At 63.3% G+C, this 21,746-nt stretch carries 24 protein-coding genes; 11 read left to right on the top strand and 13 right to left on the bottom strand.

All coding sequences use genetic code 11. The annotated features are described in order from the left end of the window. Window positions 1-272: 272 nt before the first annotated feature. The 8 genes from kbaZ to I6L33_RS08320 are packed head-to-tail and all read left to right on the top strand — an operon-like array spanning window position 273 to window position 7,427. Window positions 273-1,586 (top strand): tagatose-bisphosphate aldolase subunit KbaZ, encoded by a 1,314-nt coding sequence (kbaZ, locus tag I6L33_RS08355; RefSeq protein ID WP_216973884.1) that lies wholly within the window; start codon window positions 273-275, stop codon window positions 1,584-1,586. A gap of 12 nt (window positions 1,587-1,598) precedes the next feature. Then, window positions 1,599-2,768 carry an SIS domain-containing protein gene (locus tag I6L33_RS08350; RefSeq protein WP_216973883.1) on the top strand — a complete coding sequence of 390 codons (1,170 nt, stop codon included), beginning with the start codon at window positions 1,599-1,601 and terminating at the stop codon, window positions 2,766-2,768. Further along, complete coding sequence (gene agaV / locus I6L33_RS08345; RefSeq protein WP_005309404.1) at window positions 2,768-3,241, top strand: PTS N-acetylgalactosamine transporter subunit IIB; 474 nt, start codon at window positions 2,768-2,770, stop codon at window positions 3,239-3,241. Before I6L33_RS08350 ends, agaV begins: the two co-directional genes overlap by 1 nt. Window positions 3,242-3,256: 15 nt before the next feature. Next, window positions 3,257-4,033, top strand: a complete 777-nt coding sequence (gene agaW, locus I6L33_RS08340) for a PTS N-acetylgalactosamine transporter subunit IIC (RefSeq protein ID WP_011704758.1) — start codon at window positions 3,257-3,259, stop codon at window positions 4,031-4,033. After that, entirely contained in the window at window positions 4,023-4,901 is an 879-nt protein-coding gene (gene agaE, locus I6L33_RS08335; protein WP_017785658.1) for a PTS N-acetylgalactosamine transporter subunit IID, read from the top strand. Before agaW ends, agaE begins: the two co-directional genes overlap by 11 nt. 46 nt (window positions 4,902-4,947) lie before the next feature. Next, window positions 4,948-5,382, top strand: coding sequence for a PTS galactosamine/N-acetylgalactosamine transporter subunit IIA (gene agaF, locus I6L33_RS08330; RefSeq protein ID WP_010635027.1), 435 nt, complete (start codon window positions 4,948-4,950; stop codon window positions 5,380-5,382). Then, window positions 5,383-6,582, top strand: coding sequence for an N-acetylglucosamine-6-phosphate deacetylase (gene nagA / locus I6L33_RS08325; protein ID WP_216973882.1), 1,200 nt, complete (start codon window positions 5,383-5,385; stop codon window positions 6,580-6,582). Then, window positions 6,573-7,427: a tagatose bisphosphate family class II aldolase gene (locus I6L33_RS08320; RefSeq protein ID WP_123247181.1), complete on the top strand. Its 855-nt coding sequence runs from the start codon at window positions 6,573-6,575 to the stop codon at window positions 7,425-7,427. The genes nagA and I6L33_RS08320 overlap by 10 nt, the downstream gene beginning before the upstream one ends. A 125-nt stretch (window positions 7,428-7,552) precedes the next feature. On the opposite strand, the gene pdxJ is transcribed toward I6L33_RS08320, so the two are convergent. The 10 genes from pdxJ to rpoE form a co-directional block, all read right to left on the bottom strand. Continuing rightward, window positions 7,553-8,290, bottom strand: a complete 738-nt coding sequence (gene pdxJ / locus I6L33_RS08315; RefSeq protein ID WP_139753468.1) for a pyridoxine 5'-phosphate synthase — start codon at window positions 8,288-8,290, stop codon at window positions 7,553-7,555. Between the two features lie 162 nt (window positions 8,291-8,452). Next, window positions 8,453-9,160, bottom strand: a complete 708-nt coding sequence (gene recO, locus I6L33_RS08310) for a DNA repair protein RecO (protein WP_010635031.1) — start codon at window positions 9,158-9,160, stop codon at window positions 8,453-8,455. After that, complete coding sequence (era, locus tag I6L33_RS08305; protein ID WP_005309385.1) at window positions 9,161-10,060, bottom strand: GTPase Era; 900 nt, start codon at window positions 10,058-10,060, stop codon at window positions 9,161-9,163. It lies immediately after the preceding gene. Then, a complete protein-coding gene (gene rnc / locus I6L33_RS08300) occupies window positions 10,057-10,728 on the bottom strand; it encodes a ribonuclease III (protein ID WP_005309383.1) in 672 nt (223 codons plus the stop codon). Before rnc ends, era begins: the two co-directional genes overlap by 4 nt. Then, entirely contained in the window at window positions 10,729-11,652 is a 924-nt protein-coding gene (gene lepB, locus I6L33_RS08295; protein ID WP_005309381.1) for a signal peptidase I, read from the bottom strand. A 3-nt stretch (window positions 11,653-11,655) separates the two neighbouring features. Beyond that, entirely contained in the window at window positions 11,656-13,449 is a 1,794-nt protein-coding gene (lepA, locus tag I6L33_RS08290) for a translation elongation factor 4 (RefSeq protein WP_005309379.1), read from the bottom strand. A gap of 118 nt (window positions 13,450-13,567) precedes the next feature. Then, the gene (locus tag I6L33_RS08285) at window positions 13,568-14,029 is read right to left on the bottom strand and encodes a SoxR reducing system RseC family protein (RefSeq protein ID WP_005309378.1); all 462 of its coding nucleotides are present in this window, start codon (window positions 14,027-14,029) and stop codon (window positions 13,568-13,570) included. Window positions 14,030-14,122: 93 nt separating this feature from the next. After that, entirely contained in the window at window positions 14,123-15,103 is a 981-nt protein-coding gene (locus I6L33_RS08280) for a MucB/RseB C-terminal domain-containing protein (protein WP_216973881.1), read from the bottom strand. Between the two features lie 18 nt (window positions 15,104-15,121). Beyond that, complete coding sequence (locus I6L33_RS08275; protein WP_041203163.1) at window positions 15,122-15,721, bottom strand: RseA family anti-sigma factor; 600 nt, start codon at window positions 15,719-15,721, stop codon at window positions 15,122-15,124. A 22-nt stretch (window positions 15,722-15,743) separates the two neighbouring features. Next, window positions 15,744-16,325, bottom strand: coding sequence for an RNA polymerase sigma factor RpoE (gene rpoE, locus I6L33_RS08270; protein ID WP_005309371.1), 582 nt, complete (start codon window positions 16,323-16,325; stop codon window positions 15,744-15,746). 182 nt (window positions 16,326-16,507) lie between these two features. On the opposite strand from rpoE, the gene nadB reads away from it, so the two are divergent. Then, window positions 16,508-18,115, top strand: coding sequence for an L-aspartate oxidase (gene nadB / locus I6L33_RS08265; RefSeq protein WP_017786464.1), 1,608 nt, complete (start codon window positions 16,508-16,510; stop codon window positions 18,113-18,115). Between the two features lie 423 nt (window positions 18,116-18,538). Here the strand turns inward: nadB and I6L33_RS08260 are convergent, their stop codons facing one another. After that, complete coding sequence (locus I6L33_RS08260; RefSeq protein ID WP_216973880.1) at window positions 18,539-18,916, bottom strand: protein YgfX; 378 nt, start codon at window positions 18,914-18,916, stop codon at window positions 18,539-18,541. Between the two features lie 19 nt (window positions 18,917-18,935). Beyond that, window positions 18,936-19,205, bottom strand: a complete 270-nt coding sequence (locus I6L33_RS08255) for a succinate dehydrogenase assembly factor 2 (RefSeq protein WP_005309363.1) — start codon at window positions 19,203-19,205, stop codon at window positions 18,936-18,938. A gap of 113 nt (window positions 19,206-19,318) precedes the next feature. On the opposite strand from I6L33_RS08255, the gene ygfZ reads away from it, so the two are divergent. After that, window positions 19,319-20,224 (top strand): tRNA-modifying protein YgfZ, encoded by a 906-nt coding sequence (ygfZ, locus tag I6L33_RS08250; protein ID WP_216973879.1) that lies wholly within the window; start codon window positions 19,319-19,321, stop codon window positions 20,222-20,224. Window positions 20,225-20,242: 18 nt separating this feature from the next. Here the strand turns inward: ygfZ and I6L33_RS08245 are convergent, their stop codons facing one another. Continuing rightward, complete coding sequence (locus tag I6L33_RS08245) at window positions 20,243-21,121, bottom strand: LysR family transcriptional regulator (RefSeq protein ID WP_010635038.1); 879 nt, start codon at window positions 21,119-21,121, stop codon at window positions 20,243-20,245. A 124-nt stretch (window positions 21,122-21,245) separates the two neighbouring features. Between I6L33_RS08245 and I6L33_RS08240 the strand changes: the two genes are divergently transcribed. Beyond that, window positions 21,246-21,683, top strand: coding sequence for a PACE efflux transporter (locus I6L33_RS08240; protein ID WP_216973878.1), 438 nt, complete (start codon window positions 21,246-21,248; stop codon window positions 21,681-21,683). Window positions 21,684-21,746 lie beyond the last annotated feature (63 nt).

Genomic DNA, 21,746 nt, shown 5'->3' with positions numbered 1-21,746 from the left:
AGTCTCTCTGCCGGAGTCCTGTGGTGAAAGTAGAGCTTTCACTTCGTTACGTTTCCCTATTAACACTCAGCCTCGATGGCAAATCAAGCTTTCATTGAATTGAAAAGTGCCATCAGACTCCCTGAAGCAGCGAAAATACTTTCGATTCATTTCTTTTTGTGATCTTACTCAAGATGTGAACACGCTTTTATTTCGTTTCGAACGCCGTACGCCTAGGGTAAAGAAAGAAATCGAAAGCAACGCATCTTGTTCAGGCCAAGAGGAAGAGGGAAATGAAATCAATGCTGGATCTGGTCGCACAACACAAGCAGGGGGAACAGGTCGGGATCTACGCCGTCTGCTCCGCCCATCCGCTGGTACTGGAGGCGGCCCTGCGACTGGCGGCGCAAGGGGACCAGCTGCTGCTGGTCGAGGCCACCTCCAATCAGGTGGATCAATTTGGCGGCTACACCGGCATGACGCCGGCCGATTTTCGCGACCTGCTGCACCGGCTCGCCGCCGAGTGCCGCTTTCCCGTGCAGCGGCTGGTACTGGGTGGGGATCACCTCGGCCCCAACCGCTGGCAGAGCGAGCCCGCCGAACAGGCCATGGCCCATGCCGAGGACCTCATCACCAGCTATGTCGCGGCCGGCTTCAAGAAGATCCACCTCGACTGCAGCATGTCCTGCCAGGGGGATCCGGTGCCGCTGACCGACGAGCTGGTGGCGGCGCGCGCCGCCCGGCTGGCAAACGTGGCCGAGCAGACCGCCATCCGGCAGTTTGGCCACAGCGACCTGGTCTATGTGATTGGCACCGAAGTGCCGGTACCGGGCGGCGCCCACGAAGAGCTGGCCGAGCTGGCGGTCACCACGCCGGAGGCGGCGCGCCACACCCTGGCCGCCCACCAGCAGGCCTTCGAGCAGGCCGGGCTGGCCCGGCTCTGGCCAAGGGTGGTCGGTCTGGTGGTGCAGCCCGGCGTGGAGTTCGACCACACCCACGTCATCGACTACCGCCCCGAGCGGGCCGCCCCCTTGAGCCGGATGATCGAGGCCTATCCCCATCTGGTGTTCGAGGCCCACTCCACCGATTACCAGACCCCGGACGCCTACCGCCAGCTGGTACGCGATCACTTCGCCATCCTCAAGGTCGGCCCGGCCCTCACCTTTGCCCTGCGCGAGGCACTGTTTGCCCTCGCCGCCATCGAAGAGGAGCTGGTGGTGGCCAAGGCCTGCTCGGGCCTGCGCCAGGTGCTGGAAGAGACCATGCTGGATCGGCCCGACTTCTGGCGCAGCCACTATCAGGGCAGCCCCAACGAGTGCCGGCTGGCCCGTGGCTACAGCTACTCCGATCGCATTCGCTACTACTGGCCCGACAGCCGGGTCGATGACTGTTACGCCCGGCTGCTGGCCAACCTGGCCGCCGAACCCATTCCTCTGCCGCTGCTCAGCCAGCACCTGCCGCTGCAATACCGCAAGGTGCGTCAGGGCTCGCTCTCGGCCAATCCCCATGACCTCATTCTCGATCAGGTGCAGGAGGTGCTGCGCCAATACGCGGCGGCCTGCAGCGCCGCCCCCGCCAGCCACTCCCGGCTGACCCCGGTTGTATAAGGAGTTGTAGAGATGATCCTTGGTTATCCAGAAGAGACGCTGCGGTCGGCCAACGGCCTGGCCACCGCCCGTGAAATTCGCCAGCAACCCGCCACCTGGCGGGAGACCCTCACCATGGTGGAGGAGTGCCGCGCCACCATTGAACGCTTCCTGCTGCCCCTGCTGTCACGGGGCAACCTGCGGGTGATCCTGACCGGAGCCGGCACCTCCGCCTTTGCCGGCCGCGCCCTCGCCCCCTATCTCAGTGCCCGCCTCAACGGCCGCTTCGAGGCGATCGCCACCACCGACATCGTCACCGATCCGGGCGAATACCTGGCACAGGACTGCCCGACCCTGCTCATCTCCTTCGCCCGTTCCGGCAACAGCCCGGAGAGCGTGGCGGCGGTGGAGCTGGCCAGCCAGCTGCTGAGCGAGTGCCACCACCTGGTGTTGACCTGCAACGGCGAGGGGGAGCTCTATCGCCGCTGCCAGAAGGATGCCCGCTCCCTGGCGCTGCTGATGCCGCCCCAGACCCACGACCGCAGCTTTGCCATGACCAGCAGCCTGACCAGCATGATGCTGAGCTGTCTGGCGGTGTTTCTGCCACGCCAGTTCAACCCGATCGCCAGCCAGCCGCTCATCGCGCTGGGGGATGCCATCCTGCCCCAGGCCGAACTGAAGGTGCCCGAGTGGGATCGACCGTTGCCGGAGCGGGTCATCTACCTTGGCAGCGGCAGCCTACAGGGGGTAGCCCAGGAGGCGGCCCTCAAGCTGCTGGAGCTCACCGCCGGCCAGGTGATGGCCATGCACGACTCCCCCACCGGCTTTCGCCACGGGCCCAAGTCGGCCATCAATCGGCAGACCCTGATCGTGCTGATGGTGTCCAACGATCCCTATACCCGCCAGTACGATCTGGACCTGCTCGGTGAGCTGCGCCAGGACGGCTATGCCGCCCGGGTGGTCGCCCTGGCCGACCGGCCGGATCCGCTCATCAGCGCCGGCGAGCACATCTATCTGCCCACCCCCCTCAACGGTGACGACGCCGAGCTAGCGCTCTGCTACCTGCTCTACGCCCAGTACTACGCCTTCCACACCGCGCTGGTGCTGGGCATCACCCCGGACAATCCCTGCCCGAGCGGGCGGGTCAACCGGGTCGTGCAGGGGGTCAACATCTATCCGTTCAACCAGCAAGGAGGCGTCTGATGCCGAACATAGTGCTGAGCCGTATCGACGAGCGCCTGATCCACGGTCAGGTCGGCGTGCAATGGGTCGGCTTCGCCGGCGCCAATCTGGTGCTGGTCGCCAATGACGAAGTGGCAGAGGACCCCATCCAGCAGAACCTGATGGAGATGGTGCTGGCCGAAGGCATCGCAGTGCGCTTCTGGCCGCTGCAGAAGGTGATCGACAACATCGGCAAGGCCGCCGATCGCCAGAAGATCCTGCTGGTGTGCAAGAGTCCGGCGGACTTTCGCACCCTGGTGGAGGGCGGGGTGCCCATCCCCCGCATCAACGTCGGCAACATGCACTACGCCGACGGCAAGCGTCAGATCCACAAGACGGTATCGGTGGACGAGTCGGACATAGCGGCGTTTCGCGCCCTGCAGGACGCCCACGTCGCCTGCTTTGTCCAGGGGGTGCCGACCGAACCGGCACAGGACATTTTCAACCTCATCTGATTAAGGACAATTGTGATGGAAATCAGTTTGTTGCAAGGGCTTTTGCTGGGCATGCTGGCGTTCTTCGCCGGGCTTGACCTGTTCAACGGCCTGACCCACTTCCACCGGCCCGTGGTACTGGGCCCGCTGGTGGGCCTGATCCTCGGCGACCTGCCCACCGGCATTCTGGTGGGTGGCACCCTGGAGCTGGTCTGGATGGGGCTGGCCCCGCTGGCGGGGGCGCAGCCGCCCAACGTCATCATCGGCACCATAGTCGGCGCCACCTTCGCCATCACCACCGGGGTCAAGCCGGATGTGGCGGTCGGGGTCGCGGTGCCGTTCGCGGTGGCGGTCCAGATGGGGATCACCTTCCTCTTCTCGGTGATGTCGGGGGTCATGTCCCGCTGTGACCGGATGGCGGAACAGGGGGATGTGCGCGGCATCGAGCGGGTCAACTACCTGGCGCTGCTGGCGCTCGGCTCCTTCTACTTCCTGTGCGCCTTCCTGCCCACCTACTTCGGGGCCGAACACGCCAAGACCGCCATCGACGTGCTGCCCGCCCGTCTCATCGACGGCCTCGGCGTCGCCGGCGGCATCATGCCCGCCATCGGCTTCGCCGTGCTGCTCAAGATCATGATGAAGAACGTCTACATCCCCTACTTCATCCTCGGTTTCGTCGCCGCCGCCTGGCTCAAGCTGCCGGTGCTGGCCATCGCTGCGGCCGCCCTGGCCATGGCTCTGATCGATTTCATGCGCAAGGACCCGGCGCCACAAGCCCGCCCCATCCAGGAGGAAACTGAAGATGGCATCTAACAACACCGCCACCCGGCTGACCCAGGCGGCCGAGCCGCAACCGACCCGCACCGTCTCCGACGACGTCTACGAAGATCAGCACCTCGGGGCCGAGCTGACCCGCCAGGACATCAACCGCTTCGCCTGGCGCTCTCTGCTGCTGCAGGCCTCCTTCAACTACGAGCGGATGCAGGCCTCTGGCTGGCTCTACGGCCTGCTGCCGGCACTGCAGAAGATCCACAGCAACCCCAAGGATCTCTCCCGGGCGATGAAGGGCCACATGGGCTTTTTCAACACCCACCCCTTTCTGGTCACCTTCGTGATGGGGATAGTGCTGGCGATGGAGCGCTCCAAGCAGAACGTCAACAGCATCCAGAGCACCAAGATCGCGGTTGGAGCCCCGCTCGGCGGGATCGGCGATGCCATGTTCTGGCTCACCCTGCTGCCCATCTGCGGCGGCATCGGCGCCGACCTGGCCCTGCAGGGTTCCATCATGGGGGCTGTGGTCTTCTTCCTGCTGTTCAACCTGGTGCACTTCGGCCTGCGCTTCGGGCTGGCGCACTACGCCTACCGCATGGGGGTGGCCGCCATTCCGCTCATCAAGGCCAACACCCGCAAGGTGGGCCATGCCGCCTCCATCGTCGGCATGACGGTGATCGGCGCCCTGGTCGCCACCTATGTGCGGCTCGGCACCACCCTGGAGATCACCGCCGGCGATGCGGTGGTGAAGCTGCAGGCGGACGTGCTCGACAAGCTGATGCCCGCCTTCCTGCCGCTGCTCTACACCCTGGCCATGTATGGGCTGATCCGCCGCGGCTGGAGCCCGCTGCGCCTCATCGTCATCACGGTCGTGCTCGGCATCGTCGGCAAGTTTGCAGGCTTCCTCTAATCCGGTGCCGGCACGAGGCCGGCCCTTTGCTGTAAAGGAACAGATTATGTTGGGCATCATCATTTGCGGACACGGCGGCTTCGCCAGCGGCATGGAACAGGCCATGTTGCAGATCCTCGGCGAGCAGGAGGCGGTGGTCGCCATCGACTTTCCCGAGTCCTCCACCACGGCCCTGCTGCAGGATCAGTGCGAAACCGCCCTGACCCAGGTTGAGCGAGGGGATGGGGTGGTCTTTCTGACCGACCTGCTGGGGGGAACCCCGTTTCGGGTCGCCTCCACCCTGGCGCTGCGCCAGCCCGGGCGGGAGGTGGTCACCGGCACCAATCTGCAGCTGCTGCTGGAGATGGTGATGGAGCGCGGCGAGCTGACCCCGTCCCAGTTTCGTGAACAGGCGCTGTGCTGTGGCCATCGCGGCCTCACCAGCCTGGTGGACGAGCTGGCGCGCGAGCGGGCCGAGACGCTGGCCGAGGAGGGGATCTAGATGGCAGAGCGGATCCGCGCCCGCCGCCTGCTGACCGAGCAGGGCTGGCTGACACACCAGGTACTGACTCATGAAGGAGGCGTCATCACCGCCATCGACCCCATCCCGGCCGACGACCCGGTGCGGGAGGTCGAGCTGCTGGTGCCCGCCCTCATCGATGGCCACGTTCACGGCGGGGCGGGCGTTGACGTGATGGACGAGGCGGCCGACGCCCTGGCCCGCCTCTCCCTTGCCAAGGCGGCAGAAGGGGTGGGTGCCTTCCTCGCCACCACGGTCACCGCCCCGCTGCCCGCCATCCTCAGCACCCTCGGTCGCATCGCCGATGCCATGGCGAGCCCCCAGCCGGGCGCGCAACTGCTCGGCAGCTATCTGGAGGGGCCCTACTTCACCCCGGACAACAAGGGCGCCCATGACCCGGCCCTGTTCCGCGAGCTGGATCTGGCGGAGCTCGACCGGCTGCAACAGGTGGCGCGAGGTACCCTGAAGGTGGTCGCCCTCGCCCCCGAGAAGGCCGGGGCGCTGGCCGCCATCCGTCATCTCAAGCAGGCCGGCATCCGGGTGATGCTGGGTCACTCCGCCGCCGACCACGACACCACCATGGCGGCGCTGGCGGCGGGGGCCTCCGGGCTGGTGCACTGCTTCAACGGCATGCGCGGCCTGCACCACAGAGAACCCGGCATGGTCGGCGCGGGTCTGGTGCATCCCGGTGCCTGGCTGGAGCTCATCGCCGACGGCCACCACGTCCATCCGAGCGTGCTCAGACTCTGTCACTGCTGCGCCAGGGATCGCCTGCTGCTCATCACGGATGCCATGCGCGCCGCCGGCATGCCGGACGGTCACTACCTGCTCGGCGACTACCGGGTGGAGATGAAGGACGGGGTGGTGCGCACCGACACCGGCGGCCTGGCGGGCAGCACCCTCACCCTGCTCGCCGCCGTGCGCAACATGGTGCAGCTGGCCGGCGTGCCGCTGGAGGAGGCCATCCGCATGGCTTCGCTGGCACCGGCCCGGATGCTGGGGATGGAACATCGCCTCGGCTCGCTGGCCGTCGGCAAGCAGGCCAACCTGCTCGCCCTGACTGCGGAACTCAATCAACAACATATCTGGGTAGCGGGCCGGGAGATCCTCCCCGCCCCTGCCCCGCTCTCTTTCCCTGAAGCTGGTGCCCGCCAGGGTGCCAAGGAGTCCTCATGTATCTGATCTCGTCCCACGAAATGCTTAAAGATGCCCAGCGCCGCGGCTATGCGGTGCCCGCCTTCAACATCCACAACCTGGAGACCGTCGAGGTGGTGGCCCGCACTGCCGCCAAACTGAACTCCCCGGTGATCCTGGCCGCCACGCCGGGTACCTACCGCCACGCCGGGGTCGAGTACCTGGTCTCCATCTGTGCCTCGGCTGCCCATCAGTACCGCATCCCGCTGGTACTGCATCTGGACCACCACGAGGACGAGCAGGATATCCACTACAAGGTCGAGGCCGGCATTCACTCCGCCATGATCGATGCCTCCCACCTGCCGTTCGAGGAGAACGTCGCCAAGGTGCAGCGGGTCGTCACCTTCTGCCACCGCCTGGGGGCAAGCGTGGAGGCAGAACTGGGCCAGCTCGGCGGCCAGGAGGATGACCTCATCGTGGACGCCGCCAACGCCCATCTGACCGACCCTGACAAGGCGGCCGAGTTCGTGGCGCGCACCGGCATCGATTCCCTGGCCGTCGCCATCGGAACGGCCCACGGCCTCTACAAGGAGGAGCCGCGCCTGGACTTCGAGCGCCTCGCCGCCATCCGGGCCAGGGTAGCGGAACCGTTGGTGCTGCACGGTGCCTCCGGCATTCCCGACCGGGACGTGCGCCGCTGCATCGAGCTCGGGGTGTGCAAGGTCAACGTGGCCACCGAACTCAAGATCGCCTTCTCCGACGCCATGAAGGCGTTCCTGGCCTCCCACCCCGACGCCAGCGACCCGCGCCAGTATCTGGTGCCCGCCATGGCCGCCATGGAGGAGGTGGTCGCAGCCAAGATCCGCATGTGCATGAGCGACGGCAAGCTCTGAACATCGCAGAAGGCAGTGCAAGTCTGACCGCCACCGACCTTTCCATCATGCTTGGTCACAACAAAAAGGGACGCCATGGCGTCCCTTTTCTCTTCGTGTGGCGGGGCCCAGCCCCTGCCGACAGATCAGATCCCCTGACGGGCTTCCTGCATCAGCAAGCGCATGTCGCTGACCGCCTTGGCCAGGCCGTCGAAGGCGGCGCGGCCGATGATGGCGTGGCCGATGTTGAGCTCATAGAGTTCGGGGATGGCGGCGATGGCCTTGACGTTGTGGTAGTGCAGGCCGTGGCCGGCATTGACCTTCAAGCCCTTGCCGGCGGCATAGGAGGCACCGGCGGCGATGCGCTTGAACTCGGCGTTGCGTTCGGCATCCGTGGTGGCATCGGCGTAGCGACCGGTGTGGATCTCGATGAAGGGTGCACCGCTCGCGGCGGCCGCATCGATCTGGATGAGGTCGGCATCAATGAAGAGCGACACCTGGGCGCCGACGGCGGCCAGACGGGTCACCGCATCGGTCACCTTGTCCAGCTGGCCGGCCACGTCCAGGCCCCCCTCGGTGGTCACCTCGGTGCGCTTCTCCGGCACCAGGCAGACGAAGTGAGGCTTGATACGGCAGGCGATGCCGACCATCTCCTCGGTCACCGCCATCTCCAGGTTCATCCTGGTCTGGATGGTCTGGCGCAGGATCTCCACGTCACGGTCGGTGATGTGGCGGCGATCTTCCCGCAGGTGCACCGTGATGCCATCGGCACCGGCCTGCTCGGCCACGAAGGCGGCCTGTACCGGATCCGGATACTGGGTGCCCCGGGCATTGCGCAGGGTGGCGATGTGATCGATGTTCACACCCAGATAGATTTCGCTCATTGACGACTCCTTGAAGCTCTTCACTGTTAACTGTGCAGCTGCCGCCTAGGCGCCAGCGCCGATATCCGTATGTCACGTGTGTGGCAGCTCGTAGGTTCGATTAGCGCAGCGTAATCGGACCTAGGTAACATTCTTGCCGTGTTGGGTAACGCCGCAGGGCGGTTAACCCAAGCTATTACGACGTTTTAAAAACAGCTCCCGGCTCTTCAACTGACGCCGTCCCAGATAGGGTTGCAGCGCCAGCCGGCTGAAACGCTTGGCCGCCTGCAACAGGGGGGGAGTATCGAAACGCCCCTCGGCAAAGGCCAGCAGGTGCGCGCCGAGAAACAGGGTACGGGGATCCGGCGCCCGCTCGCAAGCGACAAAGCCCAACTCCCGCTCGAAGCCGTAGAGCAGGGTTGGTTCAATTGGCGACTCGTCATCCGCCGTGTACTCGAAGTCCACCGCATAACCCAGCGCCTGCAACAGCAGGAACTCGAAGCGGCGCAGCGGCAGCTCCGGCGTCTCGCCGTCGGCCAGCGCCATGATGGCGCGGGCATAGGCATCAAACACCTCGGGGAAGGGGGTGTGCGCCTCCAGCAGGTAGTAGACCAGCTCGTTGAGATAGAGGCCGTAGAAGAGGCGATCGCCACCGAGGCGCAGGGAGTGATCCGGGCACTCGACCTGGGTGAGATTCTTGAGATCCCCCTTGCCACGCCAGGCGATGGTGAGCAGGGTAAAGGGTTGCAACAGCCCCTTCAGAGGCGAGCGTGGCCCGCGAGAACCGCGAGCCACCAGGGTAAAACGGCCACTATCCTGGGTGAAAACCTCGACCAGCTGGCTGGTCTCTCGATAGGGCCGACTGTGAATGACGAAAGCCGGGGTCAGCAATCAGTCGTCGCCATAGCCGAGACTGCGCAGGGCGCGCTCGTCGTCGGCCCAGCCGGACTTGACCTTGACCCACAGCTCGAGGTGCACCTTGTTCTGGAACAGCCGTTCCATGTCGATGCGGGCCTCGGTGCCGATGGTCTTGATCTTCTCGCCCTTGTTGCCGATGACCATCTTCTTCTGGCCCTCGCGCTCCACCAGGATCAGGCCGTGGATGTGGTAGAGACCGTTCTCTTCCACCTTGAAGCGTTCGATCTCCACCGTCACCGAGTAGGGCAGCTCCTCACCGGTGAAGCGCATCAGCTTCTCGCGGATGATTTCGGAGGCCATGAAGCGGGAGGAGCGGTCGGTCACGTAATCTTCCGGGAAGAAGTGGACGTTTTCCGGCAGCAGATCCTTGGCCCACTCGCGGATCTTCTCCACGTTGGTGCCCTTCTCGGCACTGATGGGCAGGATATGGGAGAAGTTCATCTGCTGGCCCAGCCACTCCAGGTGGGGCAGCAAATCCTCTTTCTCTTTGACGTTGTCGATCTTGTTGACCGCCAGCACCACGGGACACTTGAGGTTGCGCAGTTTGCCCAGCACCATCTCGTCGTCCTTGGTCCAGTGGGTGCCGTCGACCACGAACACCACCATGGCCACGTCCCCCAGCGAACTGGTGGCGGCGCGGTTCATCAGGCGGTTGATGGCCCGTTTCTCTTCAATGTGCAGACCCGGGGTATCCACGTAGATGGTCTGATAGTTCTCCTCGGTGTCGATCCCCAGGATCCGGTGACGGGTGGTCTGGGGCTTCTTCGAGGTGATGCTGACCTTCTGGCCAAGCAGCTTGTTGAGCAGGGTGGACTTGCCCACGTTGGGGCGGCCCACGATGGCGACAAAGCCGCAATAAGTGCTATCTGTCATGACAGTTTTTCCAATGCTTGCTGCGCCGCGGCCTGTTCGGCCTTGCGGCGGCTGGTGCCGACCCCGACCAGCGGACCATCCAGGCCTTCCACCTCACACTGGACGGTGAACTCCTGGTTGTGGGCTTCGCCCTTGACGTTGGTCACTGTGTAGGTCGGCAGGGATTTGCGGCTTCCCTGCAGAATTTCTTGCAGACGGGTCTTGGGATCCTTCTGCTCTATGCCCGGCTTGATCTCGTCCAGGCGGCTGGCGTACCAGCCCAGCAGCAGGGTCCGTACCGTCTCAAGATTGGTATCCAGATAGACGGCGCCAATCACCGCCTCGACCGTGTCGGCCAGAATGGATTCACGGCGAAAACCGCCGCTCTTCAGCTCGCCCGGCCCCAGGATCAGGTGATCCCCGAGGTCGAACTCCCGGCCCAGTTCGGCCAGGGTCTTCTCACGCACCAGGGTGGCGCGCATCCGGCTGAGATCCCCTTCCGCCGCCTGCGGGAAGCGGTGGAACAGATCGTCGGCAATCACCAGACTCAAAATGGAGTCACCCAGAAATTCCAGTCGCTCGTTGTGACGGGAGCCGGCGCTGCGGTGAGTCAGCGCCCGGGTCAGCAGTTCTTGATCCTGAAAGACATGCCCAAGACGGGACTGCAGTCTGTTCATCTTGATATTCATTTACTTGATTCCGCCAATGCGGTTGAAGCGCACCCCTGTCGGTACCCAGCTCGGCAGCAGGGAGCCTTCTTCGCGCTCGAATTCAAAACTTATCCAGATAGCGACCGCCTTGCCCACCAGGTTCTGCTCGGGCACGAAGCCCCAGAAACGGCTGTCGGTACTGTTGTCACGGTTGTCGCCCATGACGAAGTACTGGCCTTCCGGTACGACCCACTCGTCTGGGTAGGTGCCGGGCTGGCGGTAGTAACGGCCGACCATATCGGGCATCAGCGGGTTGCGCAGGGTCTCGTGAGACACCTCGCCCAGCTGCTCGGTATAGCGGTCAAGCGGGATCCCCATCTGGGTAAATTCACCCCTTTGTTCAAACTTGACGTCGAGCTTCTGGAAGCCCGGGCACGTTTTCCCTTCCTGCTCCTCGCACTTGGGCCGGATCATCAGCTCCTTGTTGCGATAGATGACCCGATCCCCCGGCATGCCGACCACGCGCTTGATGTAGTCCACCCGGGTATCCAGCGGATACTTGAACACCACCACGTCGCCGCGCTTGGGTTCACCGGTCTCAAGGAACTTGGTGTTGGTCACCGGATCCTTGAGGCCGTAGGCAAACTTCTCCACCAGGATGAAATCGCCCACCAGCAGGGTGGGCATCATGGAACCAGACGGGATCTGGAACGGTTCGAAGATGAAGGAGCGCAGGATCAGTACGAGGGTGATGACCGGGAAGACCCCGGCGGTCTGTTCGATCCAGACCGGCACGGGGGCCACCTTGGCCAGGGTTTTCTCGTCCAGATGGGCGCCGCCGTGGGCACGGGCCACGGCAATCTTGGCGGCCCGCTGTTTGGACCAGATCATCTTGTCCAGACACCAGATAACACCGGTGATCGCGCAGACCACCACCAGGATCAGGGAAAACGTGCTTGCCATCTATTAATCCTTTCCGACGTGGAGAATTGCGAGGAAGGCTTCCTGCGGCACGTCGACACGGCCCAGAGACTTCATCCGTTTCTTGCCTTCTTTCTGCTTGTTCAGCAGCTTCTTCTTACGACTCACGTCACCACCGTAGCACTTGGCGGTCACGTCCTTGCGCAGGGCCTTGACGGTGCTGCGAGCGATGATCTGGTTGCCGATGGCAGCCTGGATGGCGATGTCGAACATCTGGCGCGGGATCAGCTCGCGCATCTTCTCCACCACCTGGCGACCGCGATACTGGGCGTTCTCCTTGTGGGTGATGATGGCCAGGGCGTCGACCCGCTCGCCGTTGATCATGATGTCCAGACGGACCATGTCGGAGGTTTCGAAACGCTTGAAGCCGTAATCCAGCGAGGCGTAACCGCGGCTGGTGGATTTGAGGCGGTCGAAGAAATCGAGCACCACTTCCGCCATCGGGATCTCGTAGGTCAGTGCCACCTGCTTGCCGTGGTAGACCATGTTGGTCTGCACGCCACGCTTCTCGATACAGAGGGTGATCACGTTGCCCATGTACTCCTGCGGCAACAGGATGTGACACTCGGCGATCGGCTCACGCATCTCCTTGATGCTGGTGATGGCGGGCATCTGGGCCGGGCTGTCGATGTGGATGGTGGTACCGTCGGTCTGCTCGATCTGGTAGACCACGGTCGGCGCCGTGGTGATCAGATCCAGATCGTACTCACGCTCCAGCCGCTCCTGGATGATCTCCATGTGCAGCATGCCGAGGAAGCCGCAACGGAAACCGAAGCCCAGTGCGGTGGAACTCTCCGGCTCGTAGAACAGGGAGGCGTCGTTGAGCGACAGCTTCTCCAGTGCATCGCGGAAGGACTCGTAGTCATCGCTGGAGATGGGGAACAGACCGGCATAAACCTGCGGCTTCACCTTCTTGAAGCCGGCCAGCGCCTTCTCGGCACCGTGTTTGGCCAGGGTCAGGGTATCGCCCACCGGCGCGCCGTGGATGTCCTTGATGCCGCAGACGACCCAACCTACCTCGCCGCAGCCCAGACCGTCGGTATCCACCTGCTTGGGTGTGAAGATCCCGATGCGATCGACACCCCAGGTCTGGCCGGTGCTCATTACCTTGATCTTGTCGTTCTTCTTGAGCGAACCGTTCTTGATCCGCACCAGGGAGACGACGCCCAGATAGGAGTCGAACCAGGAGTCGATGATCAACGCCTGCAGCGGGGCATCCGGATCCCCTTCCGGAGACGGGATCTTGGCCACGATCTCTTCCAGCACCAGATCGACACCGAGGCCGGTCTTGGCGGAGCAGCGCACCGCATCGACTGCGTCGATGCCGACGATGTCCTCGATCTCTTCGGCAACCCGCTCTGGCTCGGCGGCCGGCAGGTCGATCTTGTTCAGCACCGGCACCACTTCCAGGTCCATTTCCATGGCGGTATAGCAGTTGGCCAGAGTCTGTGCCTCAACCCCCTGGCCGGCATCCACCACCAGCAGTGCCCCTTCACAGGCCGCCAACGAGCGGGAGACCTCGTAGGAGAAGTCCACGTGGCCCGGGGTGTCGATAAAGTTCAGCTGGTAGGTGTTACCGTCTTGTGCCTGGTAGTTCAGGGTCACACTCTGTGCTTTGATGGTAATGCCGCGCTCGCGCTCCAGTTCCATGGAGTCAAGCACCTGAGCCTGCATCTCACGGTCGGACAGGCCGCCACAAGTCTGGATCAGACGGTCCGACAGGGTCGATTTACCGTGGTCGATGTGCGCAATAATCGAAAAGTTACGAATGTGTTTCATCGAGCAAGAATCACTCAAAATTAGGTTAGGGCCGGATATGGAGGCAGGATTTTACTGGATAACCCGGTCGACGGCCAATCTTTAGTCGACGAAGCACCAGAAATAGCGGCCTGCACGGTCAGGAGAGATGGCGGGTGGGCAGGACCACACCCAGCATGCGGGGACCATAGGCCCCCTGATCGAGCCGGTTGGAAAAGTAACGAACCAGTGAAAAACCGACGAGGCCCCCCAGCAGGCAGCAGAGGATGGTGACCCCCTCCCCCGCAGAGAGCAGGGGTGCCAGCCAGAGTTGCCCCAGCAGGGCCCCCGCCAGCAGGCAGAACAGCGGCAGCACATAGACCAGCGCGGCCCCCTGCAGGATGCTCGCCTGGGGAATGCCGAGCCTCACCTGCTGGCCGACGCTCACCTCGGCGGTGAGCGCCACCCGCAGTCGCTGCGCTTTCAATGGAAACGCCTTGGCCACCGTGCCGGTGCCGCAGTTGGACTGTTGATGACAACCGCTGCAGGCGGAGCGCCGTTCGCACTCCACCCAGGCATGTTCTCCATCAATGGCCACCACGGTTGCCAGCTCTTCGCTCATTCCACTCACAAGACGGTTCCACAATAACGAAAGATAGATTGACCCAATCTGAACACGGCTGCCGGCCTTGGGCAAGCAGCCGCGTCTGACGGCTTACTGTACGGCCTCGTTGCGGGCCAGCGGCTGCACCGATTCGGCAATCCGCTTGGCGGTGTCGGCTGGCACTTCCCCGACCACAGTGATCTCGACCCCCACGTCATTGACGAAGCTCACCAGCGAGGTGGCGCCCTGACGGATCAGTTGCTGGCGCACCGCCTGCTTGGGATCGACCCGGGCCACGTAGACCGAGAGATCCACCAGCCCGTCGGAGAGCATCATGTAATCCACCGGCAGACTGGTAGTCACCAGTTGGTGACGATCCCGGGAGAGCACCTTGAAGCCTTCAGGCAGCCAGGTGAGGTGCCAGTTCAGCTGCTGCTGCGGCGCCGGATAGGCATCTTCCAGCGCCAGTGCCTGGGGCAGCTTGCTGCTGGCCAGCTTCACCAGCCAGGGGGCCGGCGCAGGGAGCCGGTCCAGATCCACCCCCAACACCTGTTCGACCAGGTTGCCTTCCCGATCCACCATGTCCACCCGCAGCAACAAGCTGCTCTGCTCATCAATCCAGAGCACGAAACCGTACTTGTCGGCCTCCTTGGGCACCAGCCGCACCACCTGAGCCACCAACCCAGCCGCCCGGCTGCGGCCGGCCAGCACAGGATCATAACTCTCCAGCACCCGCGGCAACGGCATTCTCACCAAGGTGGCCCACACGCCGGGGAAACGTGCCCCCTTGAGGGTGTAGGGTTCATGGGTATTTTCAAAAAAGGTGTACTCGTCCTGGCGCTGCAGGTACTCGATGGTCTTGCCATCGAGGTAGCTGAGGTGAGCCACCTCCTTGCCATCGATCACGCCGTGGCTGAAGCGGATAGGCTCGAGTCGCCCCTGCCGGACCTTGACCATGGACAATTCGAAATTCTGTTGCGAGACGGCACTCTGCATCTGCTGCAACAAGGCCTCGGCCGACTTGTCGTCGGCCGAGGCCTTGGCGCTGATCAACAGGAGAGAGGCCAGCAAAATACGGCTGGACTGGCGCACGTTCTGATCCCTAATCCGTTATTCCTGAATCTGCTTGTCTTGCAGCAGACGCTGTTGCAACTGGTGGTCGCGCAGGAAAGCGTTGATGCGCTCGCGCTGCTCCTGCATCTGCTGTTCGCTCAACCCCTGCTGACGCTGGGTCGCACGATTGCCGTCCTGCGGATAGTGCACGCTCACCGGCGAGGCACTGCCACCAACGGGGATAGTGTTGAGTACCGGGTTGGTCGGCACACCGTCCTGCCCCTGATACTGCTGCACCCCGAAGATGACGGCGGCAGCGACCGAGGCGGCGATGGCGTATTGCCCTACCTGCTGGCCGGCGCGGCGCAGGAACGGCACTATGGTGGCGGTCTTGGCGGTACCCGGCTGCGGTGCGGCAGGTTTGCTCTCCACCGGCTTGGGCGCCAGTATGGTAGGCTCATCTTCCAGCGCAGCCATGATGCTGTCGCTCAGATCCAGTTGCAGATTGACCGGCAGGTCCCCCCGCATGGCATCACCAATCAGGTGGTAACGAGACCAGGTCTCTTGCAGAGCCGGATCCGTTCCCAGCTCGTTCAGAACCTCAACATCGCTCAAGTCACCGTCCATCAGGGCCGAGAGTTGCTCTTTATTTGCCATAAGTTAACCTGTCTTTCCCCAGTTAATTCTCGATCAGAGGTTGCAGCTTTTTATCGATTGCTTCCCTCGCCCGGAAGATGCGGGATCTCACCGTACCCACCGGACAATCCATGATTTCGGCAATCTCTTCGTAGCTCAGCCCTTCCAGTTCGCGAAGGGTGATAGCTGTCCTCAAGTCTTCCGGCAAAGCTTCTATGGCAGAAAACACGGTGCGCTTGATCTCGTCGGTCAGCGTCAGGTTTTCCGGGGTGGCCACCTCTTGCAAGGCTTCGCCACCGCCATAGTATTCTGCCTCTTCTGCCTCTACGTCACTGCTGGGCGGCCTGCGCCCCTGAGAGGTCAGATAATTCTTGGCCGTGTTCACGGCAATCCGGTACAACCAGGTGTAAAAGGCGCTCTCGCCACGGAATGTCGGCAGCGCGCGGTAAGCCTTGATGAAAGCCTCCTGCGCCACATCCGGTACATCGCCCGGATTGTTGACATACCTGGCCACCAGGTTGACCACCTTGTGCTGGTATTTTTTTACCAACAGGTTGAATGCATTTTTATCGCCACGCTGGACCCGTTCAACCAGCTGTTCGTCCAGTAGATTCTGGTCGCTCATCAGAGCCGTAAAACCCCCATCAGGTTATCGTTTTTCTTTTCCGGCCCTTCCTAAGCGCACAAGTTCAGACAGGAGGAATCAGGGAAAGTTCGCTTGCATTGAAAAAAATGTGACGCAGGCTGCATCACCACCCTCGCTTGGGCTACCATGGTGCCAGTTCTTAATCCAGGCCAATGATACTTATGAAAGCAAGTGTTGAATACCTTTGCGACGTACTGATCATTGGCAGCGGTGCCGCCGGTTTGTCTCTCGCGTTGCGATTGGCAGACCAGGCCAAAGTCCTGGTTCTGAGCAAGGGGCCCATCAGTGAAGGGGCCACTTTCTATGCGCAAGGAGGCATCGCTGCCGTGTTCGACGAGACCGACAGCATCGAATCCCACGTGAGCGACACGCTCAACGCCGGGGCCGGGTTGTGTGACCCTGCCGTGGTGGAGTTCACCGCCCGCAACGCCCGCGACTCCATCCAGTGGCTGATCCAGCAGGGAGTCCCCTTCGATCAGGAGGAGGACGCCGAAGGGGAGTCCCACTATCACCTGACCCGCGAAGGGGGCCACAGCCATCGCCGCATCTTCCACGCGGCCGATGCCACCGGCAAGGCGGTGCAGCTCACCCTGATCGACCAGGTGCGGGCTCACCCCAACATCCAGCTGATGGAGCGCTTCAACGCGGTCGATCTCATCACCACCCGCAAGCTGGGTCTGCCGGGCAACCGGGTACTGGGCGCCTATGTCTGGAACCGCAACGCCGAGCAGGTCGAGGTGATCCGCGCCCGTTTCGTGGCGCTGGCCACCGGTGGCGCCTCCAAGGTGTACCAGTACACCTCCAACCCGGACGTCAGCTCCGGTGACGGCATCGCCATGGCGTGGCGCGCCGGCTGCCGGGTGGCGAACCTGGAGTTCAACCAGTTCCACCCCACCAGCCTGTTCCACCCCGATGACCCCAACTTCCTGCTGACCGAAGCCCTGCGCGGCGAGGGGGCCTATCTGCGCCGCCCCGACGGCAGCCGCTTCATGCCCGACTTCGACGAGCGGGCCGAGCTGGCACCGCGAGACATAGTCGCCCGCGCTATCGACCACGAGATGAAGCGGCTCGGCGCCGACTGCATGTATCTGGACATCAGCCACAAGCCGGCCGATTTCATCATCAAGCACTTCCCGACCATCCATGAGCGCTGCCTCGCGGTCGGCATCGACATCACCAAGGAGGCGATGCCCATCGTCCCTGCCGCCCACTACACCTGCGGTGGCGTGATGATCGACAACAACGGCCAGACCGACATTCCTGGCCTCTACGCCATCGGCGAGGTGACCTACACCGGGCTGCACGGCGCCAACCGGATGGCCTCCAACTCCTTGCTCGAATGCGTGGTCTATGCCCATCAGGCGGGGGCCGACATCCTGGCCAAGCTGCCGATGAGCGTGGAGCCGCCCCGTCTGCCGGTGTGGGACGAGAGCAAGGTGGAAGATTCGGATGAGCTGGTGGTGATCCAGCACAACTGGCACGAGCTGCGGCTGATGATGTGGGACTACGTGGGGATAGTGCGTACCAACAAACGTCTGGCCCGCGCCAAGCGCCGCATCGACCTGCTCAAGCAGGAGGTGCAGGAGTACTACGCCAACTTCCGGGTCTCCAACAACCTGCTGGAGCTGCGCAACCTGCTGCAGGTGGCCGAGCTCATCGTCAACTGCGCCCTGCAGCGCAAGGAGTCGCGCGGCCTGCACTACAACCTGGACTACCCGGACATGCAGCCGGACTCCAAGCCGACCGTGCTGACACCAGAGCGGGATTGATCTTCTTGCTCAGCAATGAGCCTGAAGGTCCCGCGGCCTGCACTGCTGCAACCCGGACTACCCGGACATGCAACCTGACTCCAAGCCGACCGTGCTGACACCGGAGCGGGATTGATCTTTTCGCTCAGCAATGAGCCTGAAGGTCCCGCGGCCTGCACTGCTGCAACCCGGACTATCCGGACATGCAGCCGGACTCCAAGCCGACCGTGCTGACGCCGGAGCGGGATTGATCTTTGCGCTCAGCAATGAGCCTGAAGGTCCCACGGCCTGCACTGCTGCAACCCGGAGTATCCGGACATGCAGCCGGACTCCAGGCCGACCGTGCTGACGCCGGAGCGGGACTAGCCTCTGCTACAAGCAATAAGAAGCAATATCCAGATGACCTCGCTCCGGCGGGGTCATCTGTTTTATGGGGAAGAGCGGCTAGCGGGTCGGCTGGGAGAAGTGAATGGCGCGAGCCAGCGTGCGGTAGTGGGCCGGTGCCAGCGCATCACTGAACAGCCAGAGCCGGCTGGCGGGACGCTCCAACGCTACCAGCTGCAGCCAGAGTACCCCGGGCCAGATGCGGCTGCCCGCCCCCAGCTGATAGCAGTTGCCCTGCCAGCTGAGCCACTGACCGTCCCACTCCAGCACACCGGTCATCCGGTTTGTGTCGAGCCAGGCACGCCACAACCCCAGACCCCAGCAGGGCAGCAACAGGGCCCACTGCCAGCCGTGGATCAGGGCGGCCAGTGGCCACAGGATCAGCAGAAACAGCGACAACAGCAGCAGACGCTGCTGCCTGGAGACGGTGACGGGCATCGACACCCGTACGGATGGATCAACGCTGGCGATCGTGACGGGCCTGATTGCGTTCCAGGATCAGCGGGATCATGGCGGCGAAGGCGGGGTCTTCCGGCACGCCGTGGCCCATGCTCCAGCGGAACAGCTCCGGATCCTCGCACTCCAGCAGACGGATAAAGGTCTGCTGATCGGCCTCGCTCAAGCCATCGAACTCGTGCTCGAAGAAGGGCATAAAGATCACATCCAGCTCGAGCATGCCACGGCGGCAGGCCCACTTCAGGCGGGATTTTTCAATTGGGCTCAACATGGAACTCTCCTTACAAAGACCCGGCGATGGTACCAGCTGGATTTTCCGGCTGACAAACATTCCTTACGTCTTTACCATGCAGGTCACATACTTTCTGTCTCTGGAATGCCATCGTGAGCCTGCCAACCCTTCCTGCCGAGCCAACCCTGTTCCCTCTGACCGACCTGGCCATCACCAGCCTGAGCGGCCCGGATCGCGCCAAATACCTGCAGGGTCAGGTTACCTGTGACGTCAACGCCCTGCAGCCGGGCCAGAGCACCCTGGGCGGCCACTGCGATCCCAAGGGCAAGCTGTGGAGCGATTTTCGCCTGCTCTGCCTGAGCGATCGCCTGCTGATGCTGACCAAGCCGTCGGTGCTGGCCCGCCAGCTGCCCGAGCTCAAGAAGTTCGCGATCTTTGCCAAGGTCGAGATCAGCGAGAATCACGGCCAGGCGGTCGGCGTAGCCGGTCAGGGGACCGATGGCTGGATCGCGGGGCAATACGACCTGCAGCAGAGCGGCCTCATCGAGGGTGGCATGGCGGTGCGGATCGAAGCCGATCGCTGGCTGCTGGTCAGCGAACAGCCGCTGGCACTGGCCCTGCCCAACGGCCCCGAGTCGCTCTGGTGGGGATTGGAGATCAAGGCCGGCATCCCCCATCTGGAAGCGGTTCATCAGGGTGAGTACATTCCCCAGATGCTCAACCTGCAGGCGCTGGATGGCATCAGCTTCACCAAGGGTTGCTACATGGGGCAGGAGACGGTGGCCCGCGCCAAGTATCGCGGCGCCAACAACCGCGCCCTGTTCGTGCTGAGCGGCACCGCCACTACCCCGGTTACCAGCGGCGACACCCTGGAGATCCAGCTCGGTGACAACTGGCGCCGCAGCGGCATGGTGCTCAACGCCTGGCAGCAGGATGGCGAGCTGTGGCTCACCGCCGTGCTGCCCAAAGACACCGAGGCCGACGCCCGCTTCCGGCTCAAGCAGGAAGAAGGCTCAAGCCTGACCCTGCAGCCCCTCCCCTATCAGCTGACCGAGTAAGCGAAGCCAAGCGCCCTGCTAGCGCACCCGCGCCAGCAGGGCCTCCTTCAGCCAGCGCCCCGCCTGCCCGAGCGGGCGGGCGCGATGCCACTGCAGCTCCAGCGCCAGCTCGGGCTGGGTGATGAAGTCCGGCTTGAGCACCACCACCTCGCCCCGAGCCAGCGGCCGGTGCAGCAGAAAATCGGGCACTGCCGCCCACCCCAGCCCCAGTTTCACCAGCTCCAGGATCCCGAGATCCCCCTCTACCCACCACACCTGCGCCGACAGGCGAAAGCGATGGCGCTCCGTCCCCTCCCGTCGCCCTGTCACCAGCAGCTGGCGAGCCCCCTGCAGATCGCTCTCCCGCAGCGGCGCCTTGTGGGCCAGCGGATGTTCGGGGGAGACCACCAGCGGCATGGCGACGCCTCCCAGCGAGCGGGCCACGATCTCCTGCTGCGGGTGCTCCTTCTGATAGCTGATGCCAAGCTGGGCGCGGCCGCTAATCAGCATCTCGGTGAGATCCTCCATCAGCGGAAACAGCAGCTCCAGCTCAACCGTCGGGTAGTGGGTGGCGAACTCCTCCAGCACGGCGCCGAGCCAGGGCAGGTGGGAGTCATCATCGATGGCCAGGGTCAGGCGCGACTCGACGCCGCTGGCCAGCTCGCCGGCGATGGCCTGCAAGCGGGCGCTCTGGGCCAGCAAGATGCCGGCCTCCTGGCTGATGCGCACGCCCGCTTCGGTCAGCACCGGATAGCGCCCGCTGCGATCGAACAGCTCCAGCCCCAGATCTATCTCCAGATTGGCGATGGCGGTGCTGACTACCGACTGCGCCTTGCCCAGCTGGCGTGCGGCCGCCGAGAAGGAGCCTGCCTGCGCGGCGGCCAACAATACCCTGAGTTGTTCCAGCGATGGGTTCATCATCCTGCTCCTGCAAATGTGGTCATCCATCTATTTTAGCGATGGATACCAACGTGAAACTATCAATAAATAGGGATAGATTGCCAACCAGTCAGTCAACATAGCTGTTTAAAGAGAGGAATTTATGCGTACCCGCAATGACCGTATCCGCCACGCCATCGGCTTTGAAGTGATAGGTCTGCTCATCGCAGCCCCCCTGGCCAGCTGGATCACAGGCATCGAGCTCAGCCACATGGGGCCGCTGGCCGTCCTGTTCTCGGTACTGGCCACCGTCTGGAACTATGTCTACAACATCGGCTTCGACAAGCTGCTGCTCAAGTACCAGGGGCACCCGCACAAGACCTTTTGGCAGCGCGTGGTCCATGCGTTCGGCTTTGAAGGGGGCTTCATGGCGCTCACCCTGCCGGTCATCGCCTGGTGGCTGGATCTCGCCCTGCTGGCGGCGCTGGCGCTCAATATCGGCTTCGTGACCTTCTATCTGGTCTACGCCTTCGTCTACAACTGGAGCTACGACAAGGTGTACCCGATCCCGGGTCAGTGGCAGCAGAACGCACTGGGTTGAACGACGGCAAAAAACGGTGGGAAAAACGAGGCACCATCATGCAAGAGGCATGATGGTGCTGGG

The organism is Aeromonas sp. FDAARGOS 1403 (assembly GCF_019047325.1).
In the GTDB taxonomy this organism is placed as follows: Bacteria; Pseudomonadota; Gammaproteobacteria; order Enterobacterales; family Aeromonadaceae; genus Aeromonas; species Aeromonas dhakensis.
This window is presented reverse-complemented; position numbering and strand designations above follow the sequence as displayed.

What these genes read in the sequence shown, in the direction of transcription:
- kbaZ (WP_216973884.1), top strand. Translation starts at nt 273, where the DNA reads ATGAAATCAATGCTGGATCTGGTCGCACAACACAAGCAGGGGGAACAG.
- I6L33_RS08350 (WP_216973883.1), top strand. Translation starts at nt 1,599, where the DNA reads ATGATCCTTGGTTATCCAGAAGAGACGCTGCGGTCGGCCAACGGCCTG.
- agaV (WP_005309404.1), top strand. Translation starts at nt 2,768, where the DNA reads ATGCCGAACATAGTGCTGAGCCGTATCGACGAGCGCCTGATCCACGGT.
- agaW (WP_011704758.1), top strand. Translation starts at nt 3,257, where the DNA reads ATGGAAATCAGTTTGTTGCAAGGGCTTTTGCTGGGCATGCTGGCGTTC.
- agaE (WP_017785658.1), top strand. Translation starts at nt 4,023, where the DNA reads ATGGCATCTAACAACACCGCCACCCGGCTGACCCAGGCGGCCGAGCCG.
- agaF (WP_010635027.1), top strand. Translation starts at nt 4,948, where the DNA reads ATGTTGGGCATCATCATTTGCGGACACGGCGGCTTCGCCAGCGGCATG.
- nagA (WP_216973882.1), top strand. Translation starts at nt 5,383, where the DNA reads ATGGCAGAGCGGATCCGCGCCCGCCGCCTGCTGACCGAGCAGGGCTGG.
- I6L33_RS08320 (WP_123247181.1), top strand. Translation starts at nt 6,573, where the DNA reads ATGTATCTGATCTCGTCCCACGAAATGCTTAAAGATGCCCAGCGCCGC.
- pdxJ (WP_139753468.1), bottom strand. Translation starts at nt 8,290, where the DNA reads ATGAGCGAAATCTATCTGGGTGTGAACATCGATCACATCGCCACCCTG.
- era (WP_005309385.1), bottom strand. Translation starts at nt 10,060, where the DNA reads ATGACAGATAGCACTTATTGCGGCTTTGTCGCCATCGTGGGCCGCCCC.
- rnc (WP_005309383.1), bottom strand. Translation starts at nt 10,728, where the DNA reads ATGAATATCAAGATGAACAGACTGCAGTCCCGTCTTGGGCATGTCTTT.
- lepB (WP_005309381.1), bottom strand. Translation starts at nt 11,652, where the DNA reads ATGGCAAGCACGTTTTCCCTGATCCTGGTGGTGGTCTGCGCGATCACC.
- lepA (WP_005309379.1), bottom strand. Translation starts at nt 13,449, where the DNA reads ATGAAACACATTCGTAACTTTTCGATTATTGCGCACATCGACCACGGT.
- I6L33_RS08285 (WP_005309378.1), bottom strand. Translation starts at nt 14,029, where the DNA reads ATGAGCGAAGAGCTGGCAACCGTGGTGGCCATTGATGGAGAACATGCC.
- I6L33_RS08275 (WP_041203163.1), bottom strand. Translation starts at nt 15,721, where the DNA reads ATGGCAAATAAAGAGCAACTCTCGGCCCTGATGGACGGTGACTTGAGC.
- rpoE (WP_005309371.1), bottom strand. Translation starts at nt 16,325, where the DNA reads ATGAGCGACCAGAATCTACTGGACGAACAGCTGGTTGAACGGGTCCAG.
- nadB (WP_017786464.1), top strand. Translation starts at nt 16,508, where the DNA reads ATGAAAGCAAGTGTTGAATACCTTTGCGACGTACTGATCATTGGCAGC.
- I6L33_RS08260 (WP_216973880.1), bottom strand. Translation starts at nt 18,916, where the DNA reads ATGCCCGTCACCGTCTCCAGGCAGCAGCGTCTGCTGCTGTTGTCGCTG.
- I6L33_RS08255 (WP_005309363.1), bottom strand. Translation starts at nt 19,205, where the DNA reads ATGTTGAGCCCAATTGAAAAATCCCGCCTGAAGTGGGCCTGCCGCCGT.
- I6L33_RS08245 (WP_010635038.1), bottom strand. Translation starts at nt 21,121, where the DNA reads ATGAACCCATCGCTGGAACAACTCAGGGTATTGTTGGCCGCCGCGCAG.
- I6L33_RS08240 (WP_216973878.1), top strand. Translation starts at nt 21,246, where the DNA reads ATGCGTACCCGCAATGACCGTATCCGCCACGCCATCGGCTTTGAAGTG.